Annotated in this window: 22 protein-coding genes; 18 read left to right on the top strand and 4 right to left on the bottom strand. The window is 47.2% G+C overall.

Annotated elements, in window-relative coordinates:
* The first annotated feature begins 67 nt into the window (after window positions 1-67).
* The 11 genes from CS562_RS01810 to CS562_RS01760 all read left to right on the top strand — a co-directional run bounded on the left by CS562_RS01810 (window position 68) and on the right by CS562_RS01760 (window position 10,953).
* Entirely contained in the window at window positions 68-1,054 is a 987-nt protein-coding gene (locus CS562_RS01810) for a dipeptidase (RefSeq protein WP_099853238.1), read from the top strand.
* 212 nt (window positions 1,055-1,266) lie between these two features.
* Window positions 1,267-1,839, top strand: a complete 573-nt coding sequence (gene pduL, locus CS562_RS01805; protein WP_053783855.1) for a phosphate propanoyltransferase — start codon at window positions 1,267-1,269, stop codon at window positions 1,837-1,839.
* A gap of 307 nt (window positions 1,840-2,146) precedes the next feature.
* Window positions 2,147-3,703 carry a tRNA (N6-isopentenyl adenosine(37)-C2)-methylthiotransferase MiaB gene (gene miaB / locus CS562_RS01800; protein WP_099853235.1) on the top strand — a complete coding sequence of 519 codons (1,557 nt, stop codon included), beginning with the start codon at window positions 2,147-2,149 and terminating at the stop codon, window positions 3,701-3,703.
* Between the two features lie 297 nt (window positions 3,704-4,000).
* On the top strand, window positions 4,001-4,414 hold the full coding sequence (locus CS562_RS01795; protein ID WP_373561674.1) for a YlbF/YmcA family competence regulator: 414 nt from the start codon (window positions 4,001-4,003) through the stop codon (window positions 4,412-4,414).
* A gap of 246 nt (window positions 4,415-4,660) precedes the next feature.
* A complete protein-coding gene (locus CS562_RS01790) occupies window positions 4,661-5,086 on the top strand; it encodes a PaaI family thioesterase (RefSeq protein ID WP_076289549.1) in 426 nt (141 codons plus the stop codon).
* Between the two features lie 58 nt (window positions 5,087-5,144).
* Entirely contained in the window at window positions 5,145-5,948 is an 804-nt protein-coding gene (locus CS562_RS01785; protein ID WP_062326181.1) for an NUDIX hydrolase, read from the top strand.
* Between the two features lie 64 nt (window positions 5,949-6,012).
* Window positions 6,013-6,582, top strand: a complete 570-nt coding sequence (locus tag CS562_RS01780) for a cysteine hydrolase family protein (RefSeq protein ID WP_099853233.1) — start codon at window positions 6,013-6,015, stop codon at window positions 6,580-6,582.
* A 205-nt stretch (window positions 6,583-6,787) separates the two neighbouring features.
* Window positions 6,788-8,242, top strand: coding sequence for a nicotinate phosphoribosyltransferase (locus CS562_RS01775; RefSeq protein ID WP_063566350.1), 1,455 nt, complete (start codon window positions 6,788-6,790; stop codon window positions 8,240-8,242).
* 314 nt (window positions 8,243-8,556) lie between these two features.
* Complete coding sequence (locus CS562_RS01770; protein ID WP_099853229.1) at window positions 8,557-9,204, top strand: hypothetical protein; 648 nt, start codon at window positions 8,557-8,559, stop codon at window positions 9,202-9,204.
* Window positions 9,205-9,304: 100 nt separating this feature from the next.
* The gene (locus CS562_RS01765) at window positions 9,305-10,324 is read left to right on the top strand and encodes an oxidoreductase (RefSeq protein WP_099853227.1); all 1,020 of its coding nucleotides are present in this window, start codon (window positions 9,305-9,307) and stop codon (window positions 10,322-10,324) included.
* Between the two features lie 74 nt (window positions 10,325-10,398).
* A complete protein-coding gene (locus tag CS562_RS01760; RefSeq protein ID WP_076289553.1) occupies window positions 10,399-10,953 on the top strand; it encodes a hypothetical protein in 555 nt (184 codons plus the stop codon).
* Window positions 10,954-10,994: 41 nt separating this feature from the next.
* On the opposite strand, the gene CS562_RS01755 is transcribed toward CS562_RS01760, so the two are convergent.
* Window positions 10,995-11,516, bottom strand: coding sequence for a MogA/MoaB family molybdenum cofactor biosynthesis protein (locus CS562_RS01755; RefSeq protein ID WP_099853702.1), 522 nt, complete (start codon window positions 11,514-11,516; stop codon window positions 10,995-10,997).
* 166 nt (window positions 11,517-11,682) lie between these two features.
* Between CS562_RS01755 and CS562_RS01750 the strand changes: the two genes are divergently transcribed.
* The 7 genes from CS562_RS01750 (at window position 11,683) to CS562_RS01720 (ending at window position 18,644) form a co-directional block, all read left to right on the top strand.
* Window positions 11,683-12,822, top strand: coding sequence for a CobW family GTP-binding protein (locus tag CS562_RS01750; protein WP_099853224.1), 1,140 nt, complete (start codon window positions 11,683-11,685; stop codon window positions 12,820-12,822).
* A 67-nt stretch (window positions 12,823-12,889) separates the two neighbouring features.
* On the top strand, window positions 12,890-13,225 hold the full coding sequence (locus CS562_RS01745; RefSeq protein ID WP_076289555.1) for a four-helix bundle copper-binding protein: 336 nt from the start codon (window positions 12,890-12,892) through the stop codon (window positions 13,223-13,225).
* Between the two features lie 641 nt (window positions 13,226-13,866).
* Window positions 13,867-15,606 carry an arginine--tRNA ligase gene (gene argS / locus CS562_RS01740; RefSeq protein WP_099853222.1) on the top strand — a complete coding sequence of 580 codons (1,740 nt, stop codon included), beginning with the start codon at window positions 13,867-13,869 and terminating at the stop codon, window positions 15,604-15,606.
* Window positions 15,607-15,610: 4 nt separating this feature from the next.
* Window positions 15,611-16,654 carry an ATP-binding cassette domain-containing protein gene (locus CS562_RS01735; RefSeq protein WP_099853219.1) on the top strand — a complete coding sequence of 348 codons (1,044 nt, stop codon included), beginning with the start codon at window positions 15,611-15,613 and terminating at the stop codon, window positions 16,652-16,654.
* A complete protein-coding gene (locus tag CS562_RS01730) occupies window positions 16,651-17,361 on the top strand; it encodes a hypothetical protein (protein ID WP_099853217.1) in 711 nt (236 codons plus the stop codon). Before CS562_RS01735 ends, CS562_RS01730 begins: the two co-directional genes overlap by 4 nt.
* Before the next feature lie 102 nt (window positions 17,362-17,463).
* The gene (locus CS562_RS01725) at window positions 17,464-18,015 is read left to right on the top strand and encodes a hypothetical protein (protein WP_076289559.1); all 552 of its coding nucleotides are present in this window, start codon (window positions 17,464-17,466) and stop codon (window positions 18,013-18,015) included.
* On the top strand, window positions 18,015-18,644 hold the full coding sequence (locus CS562_RS01720) for a YdcF family protein (RefSeq protein WP_076289560.1): 630 nt from the start codon (window positions 18,015-18,017) through the stop codon (window positions 18,642-18,644). Before CS562_RS01725 ends, CS562_RS01720 begins: the two co-directional genes overlap by 1 nt.
* A gap of 87 nt (window positions 18,645-18,731) precedes the next feature.
* Here the strand turns inward: CS562_RS01720 and CS562_RS32785 are convergent, their stop codons facing one another.
* Genes CS562_RS32785 through CS562_RS01710 form a run of 3 tightly spaced genes read right to left on the bottom strand, consistent with a single transcriptional unit; the run spans window position 18,732 to window position 20,399 of the window.
* Window positions 18,732-18,905, bottom strand: coding sequence for a hypothetical protein (locus CS562_RS32785; protein ID WP_167434745.1), 174 nt, complete (start codon window positions 18,903-18,905; stop codon window positions 18,732-18,734).
* Between the two features lie 25 nt (window positions 18,906-18,930).
* On the bottom strand, window positions 18,931-19,710 hold the full coding sequence (locus tag CS562_RS01715) for a DUF4097 family beta strand repeat-containing protein (protein WP_099853214.1): 780 nt from the start codon (window positions 19,708-19,710) through the stop codon (window positions 18,931-18,933).
* Between the two features lie 5 nt (window positions 19,711-19,715).
* Window positions 19,716-20,399 carry a TetR/AcrR family transcriptional regulator gene (locus CS562_RS01710; protein ID WP_099853210.1) on the bottom strand — a complete coding sequence of 228 codons (684 nt, stop codon included), beginning with the start codon at window positions 20,397-20,399 and terminating at the stop codon, window positions 19,716-19,718.
* Between the last annotated feature and the right edge of the window lie 274 nt (window positions 20,400-20,673).

The raw sequence follows: 20,673 nt of genomic DNA, 5'->3' as shown, positions 1-20,673 counted from the left end.
TTACGAAGTAGACAGGTTTTTTTGCGTTTTAATTCCATAACATAACCGTGTAGAAGGAGAGATTTTGATGCACAACTGGCGAGTAGCCGATTTTCATTGTGATGCTTTGAGTAAAATGCTGATGAACCCTAGCCATTCATTTGAAAATGCTTCACAGCTGGATGTGAATCTGGAACGTATGAGGGAAGGTAACATTGGTTTACAGGCCTTTGCAATCTATTTGCCCGAAGTGCTTGGCAGAGGCAATTTTGAACATGTGATGGGCCAGTTGGACATCTACCGCAAGCGAGTGGAGATAACCAAAGAACGAACTGAAGGCACACATACATTATTATGGCGAGAACAGCTTACGCAGATCGGGCAGACGGACAGACCATGGGGGCTACTCACACTTGAGGGTGTAGATGGACTGGAAGGCAATCTCTTTTATCTGGAGTTATGTTATCAAATGGGTGTACGGATCGTTGGGCTTACCTGGAACTATGCCAATTGGGCAGCTGATGGTGTACTAGAGAAGCGTGGAGCGGGACTTACGGAGAAGGGCAGGGAGCTGGTTCAACTGTGTAACCAAATCGGCATGCTGCTGGATGTTTCGCATCTGACCGAAAAAGGCTTTTGGGAACTTGCTGACCTTAGTGAACGTCCTTTTATCGCTTCGCATTCCAACAGTTATGCCATCTGCCCACATGTGCGTAATTTGAAGGATGATCAGATTCGAGCTATTATTGCCCGGGAAGGGCGCATCGGACTGACGTTTGTGCCGTGGTTTGTGAAGCAAGAAGGCGAAGTATGTATTGAGGATCTACTGCCTCATATTGAACGGATATGTTCCCTGGGTGGGGAGCATCATCTGATGATGGGGTCTGATTTTGACGGAATTGCTACGTATATCCATGAGCTTGAACATACCGGGCAGTATCCAAAGCTGATAAATACGCTGCTCAAGCACTACGACGAATCAATCGTTCGAGGTTGGATGTGGGGCAATGCGATGAGTTATTTAGGAGAAAACTTGCCGGAGAAAAATTTGAAGATGGAACATGGGAAATCATGATACTGTTGGCCATCTGAATAAAACGAACTGAAAGCAAAAGTCGTACATCTTAGACGGATTTACCAAATGTTAGGGATTAATGATTGCAAAATAAGTGTATTTCATGAATTTTCAGCAGTTCGTTTTCATTTCACCTCAAAAAGGGGTATAATACCATAGGATTGTTAAGAGCCTGGCTACAGGCCATAGATAAACAAGGAGTGAAATTCACAATGAGCAAAACAGTACCTGTGGGCGTGTCTGCCCGTCACATTCATGTATCTCAAGAGCACGTTGAAATTTTGTTTGGTAAAGGCTACGAATTGACTGAGTTTAAACCTCTGTCCCAACCAGGACAATATGCTGCTAACGAAACAGTAGCGGTTATTGGTTCAAAAGGACAGTTTGATAAAGTGCGTATCCTTGGACCTGTTCGTCCGGAAACGCAACTGGAAATCTCAATGACAGACTCTTTCGCTATTGGTGTTAAGGCACCTGTACGTGAATCCGGAAGCATCGAAGGTACTCCAGGTATCACAATTAAAGGACCTGCTGGCGAAGTTACAATCGATAAAGGTGTTATCGTTGCTGCTCGTCACATCCACTTCCATACTTCTGATGCTGCTAAATGGGGTATTGAGGACAAACAATTGCTGAAAGTTCGTCTGGGTGGAGATCGTGGTCTGGTACTGGAAAATGTACTGGCTCGTGTATCGGACTCCTTTGCACTGGACATGCATATTGATACGGATGAAGCTAATGCAGCTGGCGCTCGTAACGGCGATACTGCTGAAATCATCGACTAATCACATGGAACCAATCTTCAGCCGTGATCCTGGCGGTTTGAATGAACTTATAAACCTGAGTATATCCACAGCGTCGCTACATTCGACCTGAGGATAGCTCAGGTTTTTGTGTTTTCGGGCTGTTTAGCACACCGGCGGGGATTTCGAATGAGGCGAAGAGGCAGCGGCTTTGGATGTGGAACTACAGCCCAATTCATGTTATAATTTGCTGTAATGCTCTTTTGATGTATAAAGCGTGCAAATCACGTGAAACAAGATGAAATAACGATTTTTTATTAATAGAGGCTGTAAGGAGTGACCGAAGGAAATGGCTAAAGACTCAAAAAAGGATTACTCCCAATATTTTGATTTCTCCGATGCCAAAGTAATTTCGCAAGATGAATTCAGCAAAAAGATAAGAATCCGGGGCCGGGAGATTAACATCAAGTCGGAACCCAATCATCGTCAGGAGAAACAACGGGGCAAGGAAGACGTCCAGGTGCTTTATGAAACGGCCGTACCCGATGAACTGAAAAACGTGGGGAAAGGCAAACACTATATCGTATATACGTACGGATGCCAGATGAACGAGCATGATTCGGAGACCATTAAAGGGTTACTTGAATCAATGGGGTATCAGGCTACCGAGGATCGCAAAGAGGCAGATATCATTCTGTTAAACACATGTGCGATTCGGGAAAATGCGGAAGATAAAGTGTTTGGTGAGCTGGGCCATCTGAAAACCTTGAAAACCGAACGTCCAGGCTTATTGCTGGGTGTGTGTGGTTGTATGTCGCAGGAAGAAGGCGTCGTGAACCGGATCATGCAGAAGCATGGCTTTGTGGATATGATTTTTGGTACACACAACGTGCATCGGCTGCCACATCTGATTCAGGAAGCACTGTTCAGTAAAGAAATGGTTGTTGAGGTATGGTCCAAGGAAGGCGATATCATTGAGAACCTACCGAAAAAACGTGAGGGCATGCGCGGCTGGGTGAACATTATGTATGGTTGCGACAAGTTCTGTACATATTGCATCGTCCCGTTCACACGGGGAAAAGAGCGCAGTCGACGTCCGGAAGATGTCATTGCTGAAGTTCGCGAACTGGCAAGACAAGGCTTCAAGGAAATCACGCTCCTCGGCCAGAACGTCAATGCTTATGGCAAGGATTTTACGGATCTGAAATACAGTTTCGGTGACCTGATGGATGATATCCGCAAAATCGATATTCCACGGGTTCGGTTTACAACCAGTCATCCACGTGACTTCGATGATCATCTGATTGAGGTGCTTGCGAAGGGCGGGAACCTGGTGGAACATATCCATCTGCCTGTGCAGTCTGGCAGTACGGAAGTGCTGAAACGTATGAGCCGCAAGTACAGTCGGGAACACTACCTGAAGCTTGCTGACAAAATTAAAACTGCAATTCCAGATGTCGTGTTAACCACTGATATTATCGTAGGTTTTCCGGGGGAGACGGAAGAGCAGTTCGAAGATACGCTGTCACTCGTCAAGGAAGTTGGCTATGACTTTGCTTATACATTTATCTACTCTCCGCGCGAAGGTACACCTGCTGCAGTGATGGAGGATAACGTGCCCATGGACGTGAAGAAGGAACGTTTGAAACGCTTGAACGAGACGATTAACGCATATAGCCATAGCAGCAATGAAAAGCAGCGCGGCAAGGTTGTTGAGGTGCTGGTTGAAGGTGAGAGCAAACGGAATTCCAATGTTCTGGCAGGACGTACACGCAGCAACAAGCTGGTGCACTTTGAAGGACCTAAAGAATTGATCGGTACTTTTGTACATGTGGAAATCACCGATCCAATGACTTTCTATATTCGGGGCAATCTACTCTCAGAGCCAGTAGCCGCCAATCAGTAATACACAAACCTAATAAGATGAAATTCTTTTTGCACTTGGCGGGTTACGGCGTAGCGAAGGTGACGGAATCGATTCTGTAGAAGCGAAGCGTTCGCCTTTGTCTCCAAATTTTAACCACGGACATAACAATCAGAAAAATTTGGAGACAACAGCGATCGAAAGAACGATCCGTAACCGTAGCGGTCACTCGAGCAGTCACTAAGCTTAGTGCAACATTGAGTAGTTCATCTTATATCATCTCATAGAATGGAGCGATTTCGAGTGGCGCAGGAAGAAGTGCAGTACAACCATTATGGAATGCCTACCTACGATACGCGCAATCTGGTCATACGCGACGACATTATGGGAAAAGCCAAAGAATTGGCTGATATGCTTGGAACGAGCGAAGAAGTTAAACAGTTCCAACAGGCTGAGTCCAAAATTCGTGATCATGAACGCATCCAGCAATTGATTGCAACGATTAAGAAGAAACAAAAGGAAATTGTTGCTTTTGAAAGCTTCAAAAATGCAGACATGGTCAGCAAAATTGAACAGGAAATTGAAGATCTGCAGGCAGAGTTGGACGGCATTCCACTCGTTACAGAATTCCAGCAAAGTCAAAGCGATATCAATTATTTGCTGCAGCTTGTTATTTCTGTAATCCGGGATACCGTCTCCGAGAAAGTGAATGTGGAGGCAGGTACGGATTCACCTCCGACTAGCTGCGGGTAAGTGAACGGAAGGGTGCGGACGCAGTCCGCGCCTTTTTTGATCATCTCAGACTCCACGTGGTGGGGTTATTTTGTGTGGTGGGCTTGATCAAGACAACTTCACTGGATAAGACCTGTTCCGTAAGAGCAGGCTTAATATAATAACCAAGCACTTTAGATCAACTACGAAAAGAATCAATGCTGGTAAAATCATCAACAACATACATCATGGGCTTTATACTTAAAGTGCACTAAAGGGGAAATCAATATGGGTATTTTGGACAAAATGGTTGCAGAAGGAAACGGAAGATTTTGGGGCTTCCTCGGTTGTCAGTTTATTAAAGGTGACGGAGAAGAAGTACAGATCGCGCTGACAGCGGGTGAACACCACACTAACTCTATGGGGATTATTCATGGTGGAGTGCTGACGTCTCTGATGGATCAGGCGATGGGCATGGTAGCTACAGCCGCAATGGCAGTAGACAGTTGTGTGACCACCAATCTGAATGTTCATTTCTTGGCACCCATGAAACAAGGGGAATTAATCGTGACATCAACGATCCTGCATCAAGCGGGGCGCAGTGTGACGGCGCAATCCGAGGTCCGGGATGCATCTGGCACGTTGGGGTGTATGGCAACAGCTACATTCCGTATAGCGCGAGTAAAAGCGCAAAACACGGAATCCCAAGGTTGACAAAAGATATTATTATGTCATAATGAAAATATCAAAATGAGAATAGTCGGTGGTGCCCATGAGCGAAAACTACGAACAATTCAATGCTGAAAGCGATGAACAGGCAGCACGTGCCTATAGTTCCAAGAAATATCGTACACCCGATGGAGTTCCCGCGGATATCGTCATGTTCACCTTGACCAAGCGGGAGCGTAAGACGGTAACCAAGACACTTCCCATCCGGGAGTTGAAGGTCATGCTGATCAAACGAAAAGGATGGCCTTTTGCGGGAAGATGGGCGTTGCCAGGTGGATTTTGTCAGGAAAATGAATCCATCTATGGTGCTGCAAAGCGCGAGTTGATGGAAGAGACAGGTGTGGACGGCGGACATCTGGAGTATTTGAATGTATATAGTCAGCCTGGGCGTGACCCCAGAGGATGGATTATCTCACATGCGTTTTTTGCGCTGGTAGAGGAATGGATGCTGGAGCACCGTCAGGCGGCAGATGATGCTGAGGATGTTGGATTATTTACGATTCAGGAAGCTTTGCAAGAACTCGAGCTTGCCTTTGATCACCGGACGATTATAGAAGATGCGTACCGCCGTATTCAACAGCAAATGCTGGAAACGACGATTGCACGACAGTTCCTGCCTCGGGATTTTACACTAAGCGAGTTATACCAAGTGATTCAGAGTGTTGTACCTGACTTTGAAGAACCGAATTTCATTCGGAAGATCACTTCAACTCGCAGCCGCAAAGGCATTGTGGAAGAGGTTCGGGATGAAGAGGGCAACCTGCTAAGCTCCAATCAATACTCACAGCGTCCAGCGCAGCTATACCGTTTTACCGAGCTTGTACCTCGTCTTTCCATCTATACTTAATTCGCAAGCGAATCATGATGGATTGAATCAGGATCAACCTATTCTCAAAAAGGGAGTGTGGACGATGAAAGCACTGATTGTAATCGATTTTACACGTGATTTTGTGACAGGTTCGTTGCCTGTTGGCCAGCCTGCTGTGGAGATTGAGGAGACGATTGCAGCCATAACCCAGGCTTATTGCAATAACAAACATGAGGTTGTTATGGCTGTGGACTTACATGAAGAGAATGATCCTTACCATCCGGAAACGGCTCTTTTTCCGCCCCATAACATCAGGGGTACGGAGGGAAGACAACTTTACGGTCGTTTGGCTCAGGTTATGGAAGAACGGGAATCCCAGATTCGCTGGATGGATAAAACAAGATACAGCGCATTCTGCGGTACAGATCTGGAACTGAGGCTGCGTGAACGTGGAATAACAGACATTGCACTGATCGGTGTATGTACAGATATTTGCGTACTGCACACAGCAGTGGATGCTTATAATAAAGGTTTTCACATAACGGTATATGAAGACGCCGTGGCGAGCTTCAATCAAGCAGGACATGATTGGGCGCTTGGACATTTTCGTGCAAGCCTTGGGGCTCAGGTGGTCAAAGCGAGCGATACCGTTCTCGCAAGCTTGAACCTATAAACGAACCTGTGATTATATCCATCATATTCTGTTGGTTGAACAAGTGTTATGTTACAGGGGAATATGGTGAATAGGAATAAACCGGAGACTTATGCAATGGTACGTAACCATAATCATGAATCATGTGCAATAAGTCTCCACATGTTGACCCGTGTAAGCAGGCAGAGCCTGCCGGCACAAGCGGAAGTCAGAGAGGATGAGACAAATGCAGACGACTAGCCTGGCTTTACATACGGATAAATATCAAATCAATATGATGTACGCCCATTGGGTGAATGGAACTCACAAACGGAAAGCGGTGTTTGAAGCCTATTTCCGCAAGCTTCCTTTTGGCAATGGATATGCCGTTTTTGCCGGATTGGAACGTATTGTGAATTATATCAGCCAGCTTCGTTTTACGATGGAGGACATCAAATATTTATCCAAACAAGAGGAAAATTACGATCCGGTCTTTCTGGAAGAGTTGCTCCAGTTTTCATTTCAGGGGACGATTCATTCCATGAAGGAAGGCGCGCTTGTTTTCCCTGATGAACCGCTCATTCGGGTAGAAGGCTCCATTATGGAGACACAACTGGTGGAGACGGCGATACTTAACTTCATGAATTATCAGACGTTAATTGCAACCAAGGCTTCCCGGATCAAACAGGTGGCAAGTCAGGACACTCTGCTCGAATTCGGAACACGGCGTGCACAGGAAGCGGATGCGGCCATTTGGGGGGCGCGTGCCTCTTATGTGGCAGGATTCCATGCAACGTCTAATATGCTGGCTGGAGAACGCTTTGGAATTCCGACAGCAGGGACACATGCCCATTCTTGGGTGCAGAGTTTTATGAGTGAGCAGGAGGCGTTTGACGTCTATGCCAAGGTGCTGCCAGATCAAGTGACACTACTGGTGGATACCTTTGATACATTGAACAGTGGTGTTCCTCATGCAATCAAGACCGCCAAGAAGCTGGAGAGCCAAGGCAAAAAGATGAACGCCATTCGTCTGGATAGCGGGGACCTTGCGTATCTATCCATTCAAGCTCGGCAGATGCTGGACGACGCCGGATTGGATTACGTGAAGATTGTAGCTTCCAACGACTTGGATGAAAATACGATTTTCAACCTTAAGGCGCAAGGAGCTCGCATCGATACATGGGGGGTAGGTACACAGCTAATTACCGCTTCCGACCAGCCTTCTTTGGGTGGCGTGTACAAATTGGTGGAGCGCGAAGTGGATGGTGCCATGCTGCCTACGATCAAAATTTCAGCGAATCCCGAAAAAGTCTCCACACCAGGTAAAAAAGAAGTCTTCCGGATCATTGATCCGAAACATGGCAAGGCGATTGCAGATTATATCTGCTATCCAGGAGAAGAGCAGCCGCTACAGGGAGGGCCGCTCAAGCTGTTCAACCCGCTACACCCTTATCTGAAAAAGACGGTAACCCGCTACGAAGCAGTGAACATGCTGGAACCGATCTTTGTGAATGGGCGCAAAGTGTATGAATTGCCTACTCTGGATGAGATTCGCAGTTATCACCGTGAGCAGATGGATCTCTTCTGGCCGGAATATCTGCGTAAACTCAATCCTGAGATTTACCGCGTAAATATCAGTCCTGCGGCCTGGAATATGAAGCAGAAGCTCATTGCTGAACACGTGCAATCCACCGAAGAATAAATCAAATAAAGGGGCATAACCGGAAGCAAGTAGGCCGGGTTATGCCTTTTTGGTTTCCTTTTTACTGCTAATTGTCCCACATGACGAATGACTGTGTGTGAAATATCATGGACGCACAGTCCATGAACTAAGGTATACTGTACCTTCAAAGGACACAGGTTCATAAGGGAAATAAACCAATTATTTCTCGGGAAAGCGCAGGAGACGTCAAATGCTGCATCTTTCCGAGCCTGCCTTTCGACAGGATCCGTTTCAGTGGCTGTTTCAATTGCACATTAGCCGGGGATGAATGAAAGAGGAGGTGCAACGCAACCATGAGATGGATTTTGGCACTGACCTGGCTGGCCTTCATTGCGTATGCCTGGATTTGGGCACCTGGGCAGCCTCTTGGGAGTGACCCTGTGTTTAAAGAGCTGGTTACACTGCAAAGCAAGGAACCCTGGCTACTAACCGTATTTTCGTGGCTTGGGATTTTCCCGGCCATTTTTGCTTGCCTGCTGTTAAGGAGGTCAGGGAAAGCGAGAGGATCTCGTGTACATGCTTGGCCCTTTGTATTGCTGTCTTTTGGATTGGGAGCCTTTGCGCTGCTGCCTTATTTTGCGTGGTCCTCGCAAACACACAGAGGTTCGGGGTACGAACAACTGTCTTTTGCCAGGCAGCGTGAATCAGGTATCGGACGTGTGGCAGCTCATAAGCTGACCCATATGGTTCTTTTGCTGCTTACACTGGGAACAGGCTTCTATGCAGTGACTCAAGGTAATCCTGATGTATATATGGAAGCGTTCAGAGAGTCTTCCTTTGTACATATTATGACGATTGATTTCGTCATCCTGACTTTGCTTTCCGTGATCGCATTGTTCAGGGATGCTTCTCTCAATCGTCGTTCTTGTGGGTGGGCCGTTGCAGGGTTAATCCCATTGATAGGCCCTCTCATTTATTTAATGACGGCCCGGAGAGATTGAGTTTGACGGAGGCCGCCCTTATACTTGTTTAACTGGAAGGCGAACAATTCATGATATGAATAGAAAAATATGTAAATCTTAATTAAGGAGAGGGTAACGAATGAAGAATACTTTTCCAGCCTATGTCGTGCGTAAAGAAGAACAGGGCGGCGTGAAGGCTGCTATGGAGCAGTTGACGAAAGAAGACTTGCCTAATGGTGACGTAACCCTACAGGTTCAATACTCAAGCGTCAATTTTAAAGATGGACTCGCCACAACAGAAAAGGGCGGTGTGGTTCGTGAATATCCGATCGTACCGGGAATTGATCTCGCAGGGATTGTAGAGGAATCCGTGAGTGGCCGATTTGCACCGGGGGATCGGGTGATCAGCACAGGCTTCGAGCCAGGCGTGTCTCATTTTGGAGGGTATTGTCAATATGCGCGTCTGCGCAGCGAATGGCTTGTTCCCCTGCCGCATGGACTGAGTGAGAAGGAAGCGATGGCGATTGGAACGGCAGGGTTCACGGCAGCACTTTCGGTAGATGCTTTGTTGCGGGCTGGAGTGACTCCGGAGATGGGCAATATTCTGGTGACGGGAGCTACCGGAGGAGTAGGCAGTATGGCGGTGGCTATCTTGTCGAAGTTGGGATTTGAAGTGACAGCAAGTACAGGCAAAAAAGATCAACAAGAGCAGCTGCTTCGGAATCTGGGTGCCTCACATGTCATTTCACGCGAAGAAGCGGACGCGCCAGCCAAAGGAGCAATGGACAAACAGCTCTGGTCAGGTATAATTGATCCTGCAGCAGGTCCGGCACTGGCCGAGCGTCTGAAACAGATTCAATACGGAGGGGCTGTTGCCGTGTCAGGCTTAACCGGAGGGGCTGCGTTCGAGTCTACCGTATTTCCGTTTATTTTGCGGGGGATTCAATTGATTGGGATTGATTCTGTCTATTGCCCGATGGGACGGCGGGAACGGATATGGAAACTACTTGGCGGAGAATGGAAGCCTGATCGGGCACTGGAGCTGGGGATTCAGGAGATCTCATGGGCACAACTGCCTCAGACACTGGAAACGATCCTCAAGGGCGGTGCTGTAGGTCGTACTGTAGTTAATACGATGTCGGTTACGCCTGCCGAATAAGATTCTTTTCTCCTAGACATGCTAACTCTACCTGAGAGCGTCACCGTGCATGTGGCGGGAAAGGAAGGATGAGTATGCGTGTTAACGGAAAAGGATTGCATTATAGATCTGGACGTGTAAAGTCTGTGCTGGTCAGTATGGTCGTGGTGCTATGTACAATATCGGTAGTAGCGTGTTCAGCATCGAATGTTGAGCAGGAACGAAAAATATATACCCGACAAGCGACGGATGAAGGAATTGTTCGGGCAAAGAGTCAAGGTCACGGGTTAAATGGTCCATTAATTCAGGAGCTGGATGAAGCTTTTGCTGCAAAAGGCATAAAGTTGATGAATAATATGTCTGCGGATGATGGTGAGGACGGCATATCTTATATGTACTTGCTGAATGGAAGTGGCAGACATATTGTAAAGGTCCACATTTTCAGTGATGCCCCTACAAGAGTAGCCCGGATGAACGAAATGTACGGTAATGATGGCAATGAGGCTGTGATGGAAAATGTACTTGGCAAAACAACGATTCGCAGCAAAGACTACGTATCACTGGTCTATACGGCTTCAGGTGGAGAAAAGGACGATTATGAAGAAGACGTTATGCAAGTATTTCAGCATGTGCTTGAGCAACTGAAGTAATCGACTCCACTAAAATAAATCCGATAAACCCGTCTGATTATTCAGACGGGTTTATATATTTCACGCATGACATGCCTCAGCTCAGGCAAAATAAGTTTTTCCATTGCCAGTTTGACAGCTCCCTTGGAACCTGGCATGGAGAATACGGCTGTACGCCCAATCGTTCCGGCTACCGCTCGGCTTAGAATGGCAGCAGAACCGATATCCTCGGTATAGCTGAGGAAGCGGAAGATTTCTCCAAACCCAGGCAGCTCCTTATCGAGTAGTGAAGACACTGCCTCGTATGTTGTATCTCGGGGTGCAATTCCGGTCCCTCCGCTGAGCAGCACCGCTTCGATATCGTCACGAACGGCTGCATCCTGCAGGATGCTTCGAATGGTTTCAGTTTCATCCGGTGTAATGATATATTCGACGATCTGGTAGCCTGAATCGGTCAGCAGCTTATGCATAAGTTGTCCGCTTGTATCAGTGTCCTTCGTGCGGGTATCTGATACGGTTACAATCATACATGATACCGTGTCAGGGGCTTCCTGACGATGTTGTTCTACTGAATTGGTCATAATACATCCTCCTCCAATCAACATGTTCTCATAGCATAGACCATTCAGTAGAATGAGGCAATGGACTTGCAAATAGAAGGCCAGGATTGCGCAAAGATTGCAGGATAGTGTACACTCGCTAGGATAGAGATAGATCAGTTCCATTGGACAAATAGAGAGGTGAACAACGATGAGTGAATTAAAAACAAATGAATCATCCATACCTGTATATATATTGTCAGGCTTCTTGGGCAGTGGTAAAACGACACTGCTTGTTCAACTGATTGAACATTGGCAGCAACAAGGTCTCCGGCCCGCCGTGGTCATGAATGAATTGGGTGAAGTCAATCTGGATGGTCAGATTGTGGATGCATCCGTGCCCATGACGGAAATGTTAGGAGGATGCATTTGCTGTACCGTACGCGGTGACTTGGGGCTGCAGCTTGCTGATCTTGTGCAGGAGGAATCGCCTGATGTCATTATCATCGAAGCAACGGGAGCAGCAAACCCGATGGAGATTCTGGATGCAGTAACGGAAACATCCCTCTATATGCGACTGGAATTGAGAAGCCTGATTACTGTAGTAGATGCCGCGCATCTGTCAGGGCTGTACCAGGAGCAGAAGGGACAAACCTTCAAGCTGATGCAGGAGCAGATTCGCTGTGCGTCTGTACTTCTCCTGAACAAAACGGACCGGGTGAATCAGCAGCAACTTGCAGATCTGCAGGATCTGTTGGCACGCTGGAACGGTTTCGCTCCGGTACTGCCTACGGTGAAGTGTGAAGTCGATATGGATGTGCTGCTTCGTAGTGGAGACAATGTGCATGCCTATCAATCTGTTGAGGAAACGAGTAAACACGCGGAGAAGCAACATCACGTGCATTCCGAGGCTTGTGCAGAGCATGGATGCAGCCATGATCATGGACATGAACATCATGAGCATGTGGATCATGATCACGAAGAACATCAACATTCTCAGAGAAATGACCATGAACATCCTCATGATCACAACCATAGACATAATCATCCCCATGCTTCGCATGAGCATGTCATGGTATATACACACTATTTCACCCAGCCGGTGAACAGTGAGGCCTTCGAGCGTTTGATAGCTGAGTTACCACGCGATGTGTATCGGGCAAAAGGGATTTTATCCTTTAGCGATACGTCCAGCCGGTTTTGGTTCCAATATGCTTACCGGGAATCGGATTATATGAAGATTACGCCTCAGGGGGATGTGCCTAACGTAGCTGTGTTTATAGGTGAACATTTCGATCAGTCGGTTATTCGCAACCAATTGCTGGAATTAGAGGCAGCAAATCAGGTTTAATGATTCAAGGTTCCTCCAGACGGGGTATTAAGAAGCATAGCAAACTTAGTCTGGGAGGTAACTTTAAATGACACAACAACAATATCAACAATGTATCGATGCTTGCCTGGAGTGTATGAATGCTTGCAACGTATGTTACATATCGAGCTTGAAAGAATATGATCTGGCAATGCTGCGTGATTGCATTCGTTTGGATCGGGAATGTGCAGAAATCTGCAGTTTTGCTGCTCAAGCCATGACACGCGGAAGTGATTTCATCGCCGAAATTTGCGCACTGTGTGTGAAAGCATGTGAAGCTTGTGCTGCTGAGTGTGGCAAACATCAACATGATCACTGCCAGGCTTGCGCAGAAGCTTGCCGCAAATGTGCAGAGGCTTGCCGCATGATGGCCGCAGTAGCGTAAATATAACTCCATTGAATTAAATTGAATTGAAAAATAAAAAGCCTGGGCAATCTGCAAAGATGCTTGGCTAATCCCCTCACAAAAGAGAACGTAATAAGACATCCGATAAGATGTACTTCAACGTTTTCTGCTGGAGGGGATTTTTTATCGATACAGTATAGTAACGTCTTTCTCAACCAGATGGCGAGAACCTCTATCGCAAGCAGGCCCTCCATTGGGAAATGCATGTAACAGGTTGCCAAAGCAGAGCTTGATCTGTATAATGATGGCAATGAATTGAAACGATGAATATCCGTGATCGGGAGAGTAGCCAGAATCCATGCATGACAGCGAGCCGGGGCAGGTGGAAGCCGGTATGACATGACCTGAGTGAAGCGCACCCGTGAGATGGTTGTCCGAAGGCATGTTTACATCCTTGAGAGGGTGCAGAGCATGGACTAGAGGGCAATCCGGTAGGCGGCCGTTAATCGCACCGAGCGGAGCGGGCAGTGAACGTACTATAGATGTACATTTACAACCTGCTCACCTAGAGTGGTACCGCGGGAACTGTGAAGATCAGCTCTCGTCTCTGATATAGAGACGAGGGCTTTTTTTGTTTTCTATAGCATGTCTAAATTCGATAATGACTAGGAGTGTTCGAGATGTTGATGAATCAGGCAGCAGCACAACTTGCTCCGTTAACGGGATTGAAGCAAGACGAGGTGTTGAGATTACTGGAGGTTCCACCACAGGCGGAGATGGGGGATGCAGCGTTTCCCTGCTTTATTCTGGCCAAGTCGTTGAAAAAAGCACCCGCGGTTATCGCCATGGATATCGCTGCTGAATTACAGACCGTTGGGCTGGATGCTTCAGCAGCAGGACCTTATGTGAATATACGCTTCAATCGGGAAGATTTGGCGCCGAAGCTGCTGCATGAACTGGGACTTAAAACATTTGGCAAGCTGCAGCTGGGGGCAGGTGCACGTGTGGTGATCGACATGTCATCGCCTAACATTGCCAAGCCATTCGGAATTGGTCATCTGCGCTCCACTGTAATTGGGGCAGCATTGTATCGTTTATATAATGAGGCAGGCTATACTTCGGTCAGTGTGAATCATCTGGGGGATTGGGGAACGCAATTCGGTAAACAGATTGCAGCCTACAAACGTTGGGGTAATGATGAAGCGCTACAGGCTGAGCCGATTCGTACATCTTTGGAGCTGTATGTGCGTTTTCACGATGAGGCGGAGAGCGATCCATCTCTGGAGATCGAGGCACGAAATTGGTTCCGCAAGCTGGAGCAAGGGGATGAAGAGGCACAGCGGTTGTGGACCTTTTTTGTAGAAGTGAGCATGAAAGAATTCAACCGGATGTATGAGCGTCTGAATGTACAGTTTGACCATACGCTGGGTGAGAGCTTTTATAACGACAAGATGGGTGCAATAGTTGAAGAACTGAAAGCCAAAGGATTGCTCGAAGAGAGCGAAGGCGCATTGGTGGTACGTTTGGAGGAGGAGAATATGCCACCTTGCCTGATTATTAAAACCGATGGAACAACAATCTACCCAACACGGGATCTGGCAACAGCCGTTTATCGTCATGATGTGATGAAGGCGGATAAAATGCTGTATGTAGTCGGGGGGGAGCAGAAGCTTCATTTCCGTCAGGTATTTGCGGTATTATCCCGGATGGGGTATGCGTGGTCTGAGATTTGTGAACATATTCCGTTTGGCTTGATGCGTTTCGAAGGACGGAAGATGTCTACCCGCCGGGGGAAAGTTGTCTTTTTGCAGGAGGTACTGGACGAGGCGGTCGCTCGGGCATTACAGATAATTCAGGAGAAAAATCCGGATCTGCCGAATTCGCAAGAGGTTGCGGAAGCGGTTGGTGTAGGTGCGATTGTATTCGGAGATCTGCGCAATAACCGGTTGAACGATGTCGATTTCTCGCTCGAAGATGCGGTGAGTTTTGAAGGGGAGACAGGACCTTATGTGCAATACACACATGCTCGGATTAACAGTGTGCTTGCGAAGGCGGTAGAGGCAGAAAGCGTGGAAAAAGAAAATCAATTAGAGAATGTTCGTAGCAGTAGTAGTAACAATGCTGGGGCAAACTCAGATAACAAGTCGGTCATGGTCGGCGACACTTCATGGGTATTGCTGAAACTGCTGGCGGATTATCCGCAGTATCTGGAAAAAGCAATTCATCGTAACGAGCCTTCGGTCATTGCCAAGTATGCGATAGATGTTGCCCAAGCGTTCAACCGCTTTTACCATGCGGAGCGGATTGCGGATGCGCCGGCTGACGTCAAACCCTTCCGGGTGGCGTTAACAGAGCGTACGGCGGAGCGTATTGCCTACAGCCTATATTTACTGGGCGTTCAGGCTCCTGAACGGATGTGATTCTATGGGATGGAGGACAAGTAGATTCTTCGATAAAGCAGGAAAAACAGCAGCAGGCTCAAACGGACGAATCATATCGCTACAACAGGTGAGCAAACGACTTGGGGATGTGAAGGTATTGAATGATATCAATCTGGAAGTAGGTCAGGGGGAGTGCATCGTCCTGGTAGGCAGGAATGGCTCAGGCAAAAGCACATTGCTGCGTGTGCTGGCGGGTATGTTACTGCCTGACTCAGGCTCGCTGTGCAAGTCCAGGCATGGGCGGATTATGTATGCACTGGATGGACTGTCACGCCTGCCCTTCACATCAAGAGAGTACCTGTGGGAAATGGGACGTATTCGTGGCATGCGACCTGAGGTATTGCGTCAACGGATAGGCGAATTAAGTGAGCTGTTATTCGTGGGCGCGGCGCTGGATCAGAACCTGCCTCAGTTATCCAAAGGTACTTTGCAGAAGGTGAATTTGATTCAGGCTTTGCTGCCTGGACCTGATGGGTTATTGCTGCTTGATGAACCATTGTCCGGTCTGGACGTTCCGGCACAGGAAGCAATTGTAGCTTTGCTCAGACAGTGGAAACAGGAAGGAAGCCAGATTGTTACAGCTTGCCATGAGCCATTGCTAATTGAACGTCTCGCGGATCAGGTCATCGTGTTACAGAAGGGAACGGTGCTGCGTCGCTGGAGCCAGGAAGATTTGCAGCAAGCTGCTGAACTCACTGTAAGTATTCAAAGTGTGATGGAAGGGCTGGAACAACCCGTTATCGATGCGCTGCTTGTTGATCAACCGGGAATCATTGCATGCCATCGCAGCATGGTTCGTCGGGATCATGGTCGAGAAGTATGGGATTGGAAGGTGTCACGCAGTTCGGCAGATCGGATTCTTGGATTGATTCTGGCAGCTGGCGGTTCGATTGTGTCTGTACAGCCGGAAGAGAGCCGATTAAATATGGAAGGGTTGATGGAGGGGCGGCACCCAGGTGAGGCTATAAGCAGGGAAGTTGCTGAGAACCTTTCCTCCATATCTACGGCAGGAGGCGACCTCCAATGATCTACTTGACTCGTTATTTGTTAAAACATTACATACGTTCACAGAAATATGTTGCGCCAGTGATCTTTTATATCATTACGATGCTGCTTATCTATTCCTACAAACCTAATCCGGTTGCGGACAGTTATAGCGTTACGGCCATGCTGCTCTTTTTTGGTGCGGCCTGGCTGGGCTTGACGGTAATGAATACGGAACCTGCGGGGCAGTATCAATTGCTTGTTCTGCATGCAGGAAGCAAACGCAAGGTTGTCTTCGCACAATTAATTTGTGCGTTGATCATGCAGTTCGGCCTGACTGCAATTACCGTGTTATATCCGGTTGTTACGGGCATGTTTGGAAGGATACCGAGTACTGGGGAGTGGATCATGGCTTGGGCCGGACATTTGGCGTTGTCGATCCTGGGTCTGGGGCTCAGTGTGTTCTTCCAAAAATCATACATTCCCATGCTGAGCCGCAGCATGCCGCCTTTCATTGTGGTGATGTTATTATCGTTTGTTCAAGGTTCATTAAGCGGACATTTGCCTGAATCCATACAGTGGGTTGTCAAGATTCTGCCTCCGGCCTTTTATCTGGTTCGTGAGATGATGTTATTTGAAGAATCGGAGTTGGGGGCTGTGGTTTTGACGACAGTGTGGGCTGTACTCTATGCCATAGTTTTACTTATCATTCATGTATGGTTATCGGGAAGAAGGGATATACGGAGTTAGAGGCTATTATCCTGCTTAACTTGAATGTTGGTCCATGTTTCGTTACCATAGAGGGACGTTAGAATGGAATGTATTGTACGGAGATAAAGGGGGCGCTCGCTTATGCAAAATTCAGACATGCAGCAGGGTGACATGCTGGACAGCGAACACTCCAGGGAATTGTTTGCATATTACGGATTGGCTGTATATTATGGACAGGCGCTTGAACAGCAACTGGTCAATCTGATTTTATTAATGAAAATGTCCCAGGGCAAAGTTGTTTCCGAAGAAGATCTGGAAGATCTGTACGAACGGAAGATGAGCAGTTCACTCGGGCAACTCATTCATGAGGTGCGTCATCATTTTACTTTTTCGGAGGAAGAGACTCGTCAGTTGAATGAACTATGGAAGCAGCGTAATAGCATTGTACATCACTATTTCAAGGAACGAATTCATGAGACATTCAGTCCTGAAGGACGATCACGCATGATCAAGGAGCTGGAAGATTTCAAAGACCGTGCACAGGAACTGGAGATTAGTCTTCAGCAGTACACAGGTGCCTGGATTGCAGAGCTGGGATTGGATGCTGAATCCGCGGCGGCGTTGCAGACACTCGAACGTATGCATGCAGAGAGCATGCACGCCCGGGCACTGGAAGAGGATGAATCATTGTGATGGAAGGCAAGTCCCGGATACGAAAAATAAAAAGCAGACGCTGGCTTGTAATATCCATTACATTGCTCGTGTTGCTTGGGGGTATATGGACGTTAACTACCGCCTCGCTCATCTGGACCTACACCGATGAGGAATCATCCAGACAAAGTGATGTGGCTATAATCCTCGGTGCAGCCGTAGAAGGGGATAACCCTTCACCCGTATTTCGCGAACGTATTGAGCATGCCATTTTATTATATCGCCAGGGGACGATCAGCCATCTGCTCTTTACTGGTGGTTCTGGCAGTGCAGGAGAACGAGCCGAAGCCGAAGTAGGACGAGATTATGCTGTTGCACATGGTGTAGATCCTGCAGATATTCAAATGGAAACAGAGTCAAGAATTACGGAGGAGAATCTGGTGAACTCGCTTAGCGTTGGGAAACAGGCGGGGTTTCACACCTACACCATTGTAAGTGACCCGCTGCACATGAAACGGGCGATGAAGCTCGCTAGTGGACTCGGCATGGATGCTGTTCCGTCCCCAACACGAACGACGGCTTACCAGACCTGGCGAAGCCAATTTCCTTTTCTGGCAAGAGAAACGATATTATATATGGGATATACGGTCAAAGAATGGATAGATGGATAGATGGATAGATGGATAGACAATCCGCAGCAGCACGGAAAGTGACTGGTCTGCGCGATTGTCTTTTTTGCACATGGTGATGAGGCGTTTCTAAGTTCCGGGATAATTAATCGCTGCACTAACCAGTGCGGCTACCCCGAAACCGATGAACCACCAAGGCCAGCGCCGATGATTGCTTTTGCGTATACCGATGAACAAACTGATGATCCCCGCAAGTAATACCACGGTAGCCAAGCTGCTGCCAACGATCCAGCCAATGCTCATATGTTTACCTCCTCTATATGGAATGTTAAGAAAAGCTCCCTATGGAGAGCTTCCCACCTCTGACCTCTGCTTGGAATGGATAAGTACCGTTACGATACGTATGTTGATTATGATTGGATTGAAGCGGGAAATCACTGTTGAATCGGCCTCCGGCCTGTTTGAAGTCTAACTTAAATCCATCGTTATCTGCTGGGATTCGCACTTCAACGTTACAACCTGTGGAGCGACTATCCAGAGATTGAAGCATCGTTGAGGAGTGAACGGTGAGTGGGCTGCCTGTCACTTTGGATTGAATATGGGTGAACTGACCGGATAACTGAACAGGTGAAGAAGTGGCTTGCAGTTGCATATGTTCTGCATGGAGGTCTGTTGCTGTAACCCGACTGCCCACTGATCGTAGACGGATATGCTGGGCATGGCCAGTTAAGGTGAGCTTGCCGGATGTACAGTCACAATCCCATTGTTCGGAAGAAACGTTATCTACAAGAAAGTGGGAACCAACTCCGTTGATCGATAGCCTTTTCAAGACACCAGGCGGCAGTATAATGTGGAGCGATGTGCGATGGAAGTTAATGCCCAACGGAAAAGCTTGTTTTCGTCCATCGATCAGATGTAATAAACCTTGGCTGACGTTAGTTTCAAAACATCTAGTTCTTGGGAAACGAGCCGAGCCCCATTGAGTAACACGAATAACCGCTTCTGTACCTTGGCTGATATGCACTTCGCCTTGCATCCATTCCAGAGAAAGGGCCAGAAGGGGTTCTTCAGACAACCATTCTTTGCAAATCATATGATTAGGTTTCAAAATGGTTATCCCTCATTTCTGTCATCGTCTTCATCCAGAATAGGATAAGCATCCATCGCAGCATGTTGGTCTAGAATACGTTCAATTAGTGATTCACTCACAATATCGGCACCAAGCATGTTCATCAACCGCTGTAAAAAATAAAGACGTTGCTTTGTTTCGCTTGAATTGCGGCCGAACAGTGTTGGATTAATCCATATATTGACCAGCATCATGAATACTTCTGCACAAGCTTCGGGATCTTCGGTTTGAATAGATCCATCTGTAATGCCTTCACGCAAAATCGCTGCAATCACCGGGGCATCAATCCGCACAGCCTGTTGAATCCCTCGTACAATGAACACTGGATTTTTGATCTGGGTTCGAAGTACGTGATCCAGGGAATGGGCCTGTTGATCAGAAACGACATACTCCAAAATCTGAATTAACTTCTCTCGTGCTGGTGTGGTCGTTGTATTTGTAACTAATTGATCCAGCATCTGAGCGGAATAGTTGAACTGTTGTTCCATGACCGCGTCCAGTATTTCCTCTTTGGATCTAAAGTGATGGTACACAGCACCCTTGGACATGCCGAGGGTAACAATGATGTCCTGAATACTCGTTTTTTCAAATCCTTTATCTGTGAACAACTGCGCAGCGACGTTCAGAATCTGTTGTACCGTCTGTTCAGGGTGCTTGTTTCTGGCCATAATAACCTCCTTATATTTTAGATACCGACCGTTGGTATGTATAATACAGAGAGATGTTTCCATTGTCAATAAGAGGAAATCAGAAGGAGTAATACACGTAGGAAGTTTATATGGATCAAATCTGAGATAATTGAGAAAAGGTAAGATCAAGAAAAAATAAATAAGAGCGGAGAAAAGTGAAGTGGGACCAGAAAAGTAGATAGAGCAACCAACCTTCTTTCGGATTTTGGGTCATGGACAAAATAAAACCGATATGCCTACAGACCAAGAGGTC

This window comes from Paenibacillus sp. LK1, from assembly GCF_002750415.1.
In the GTDB taxonomy this organism is placed as follows: Bacteria; Bacillota; Bacilli; order Paenibacillales; family Paenibacillaceae; genus Paenibacillus; species Paenibacillus taichungensis.
The sequence above is the reverse complement of the archived record's forward strand: the minus strand, read 5'-3'. Positions and strand labels throughout refer to the sequence as shown.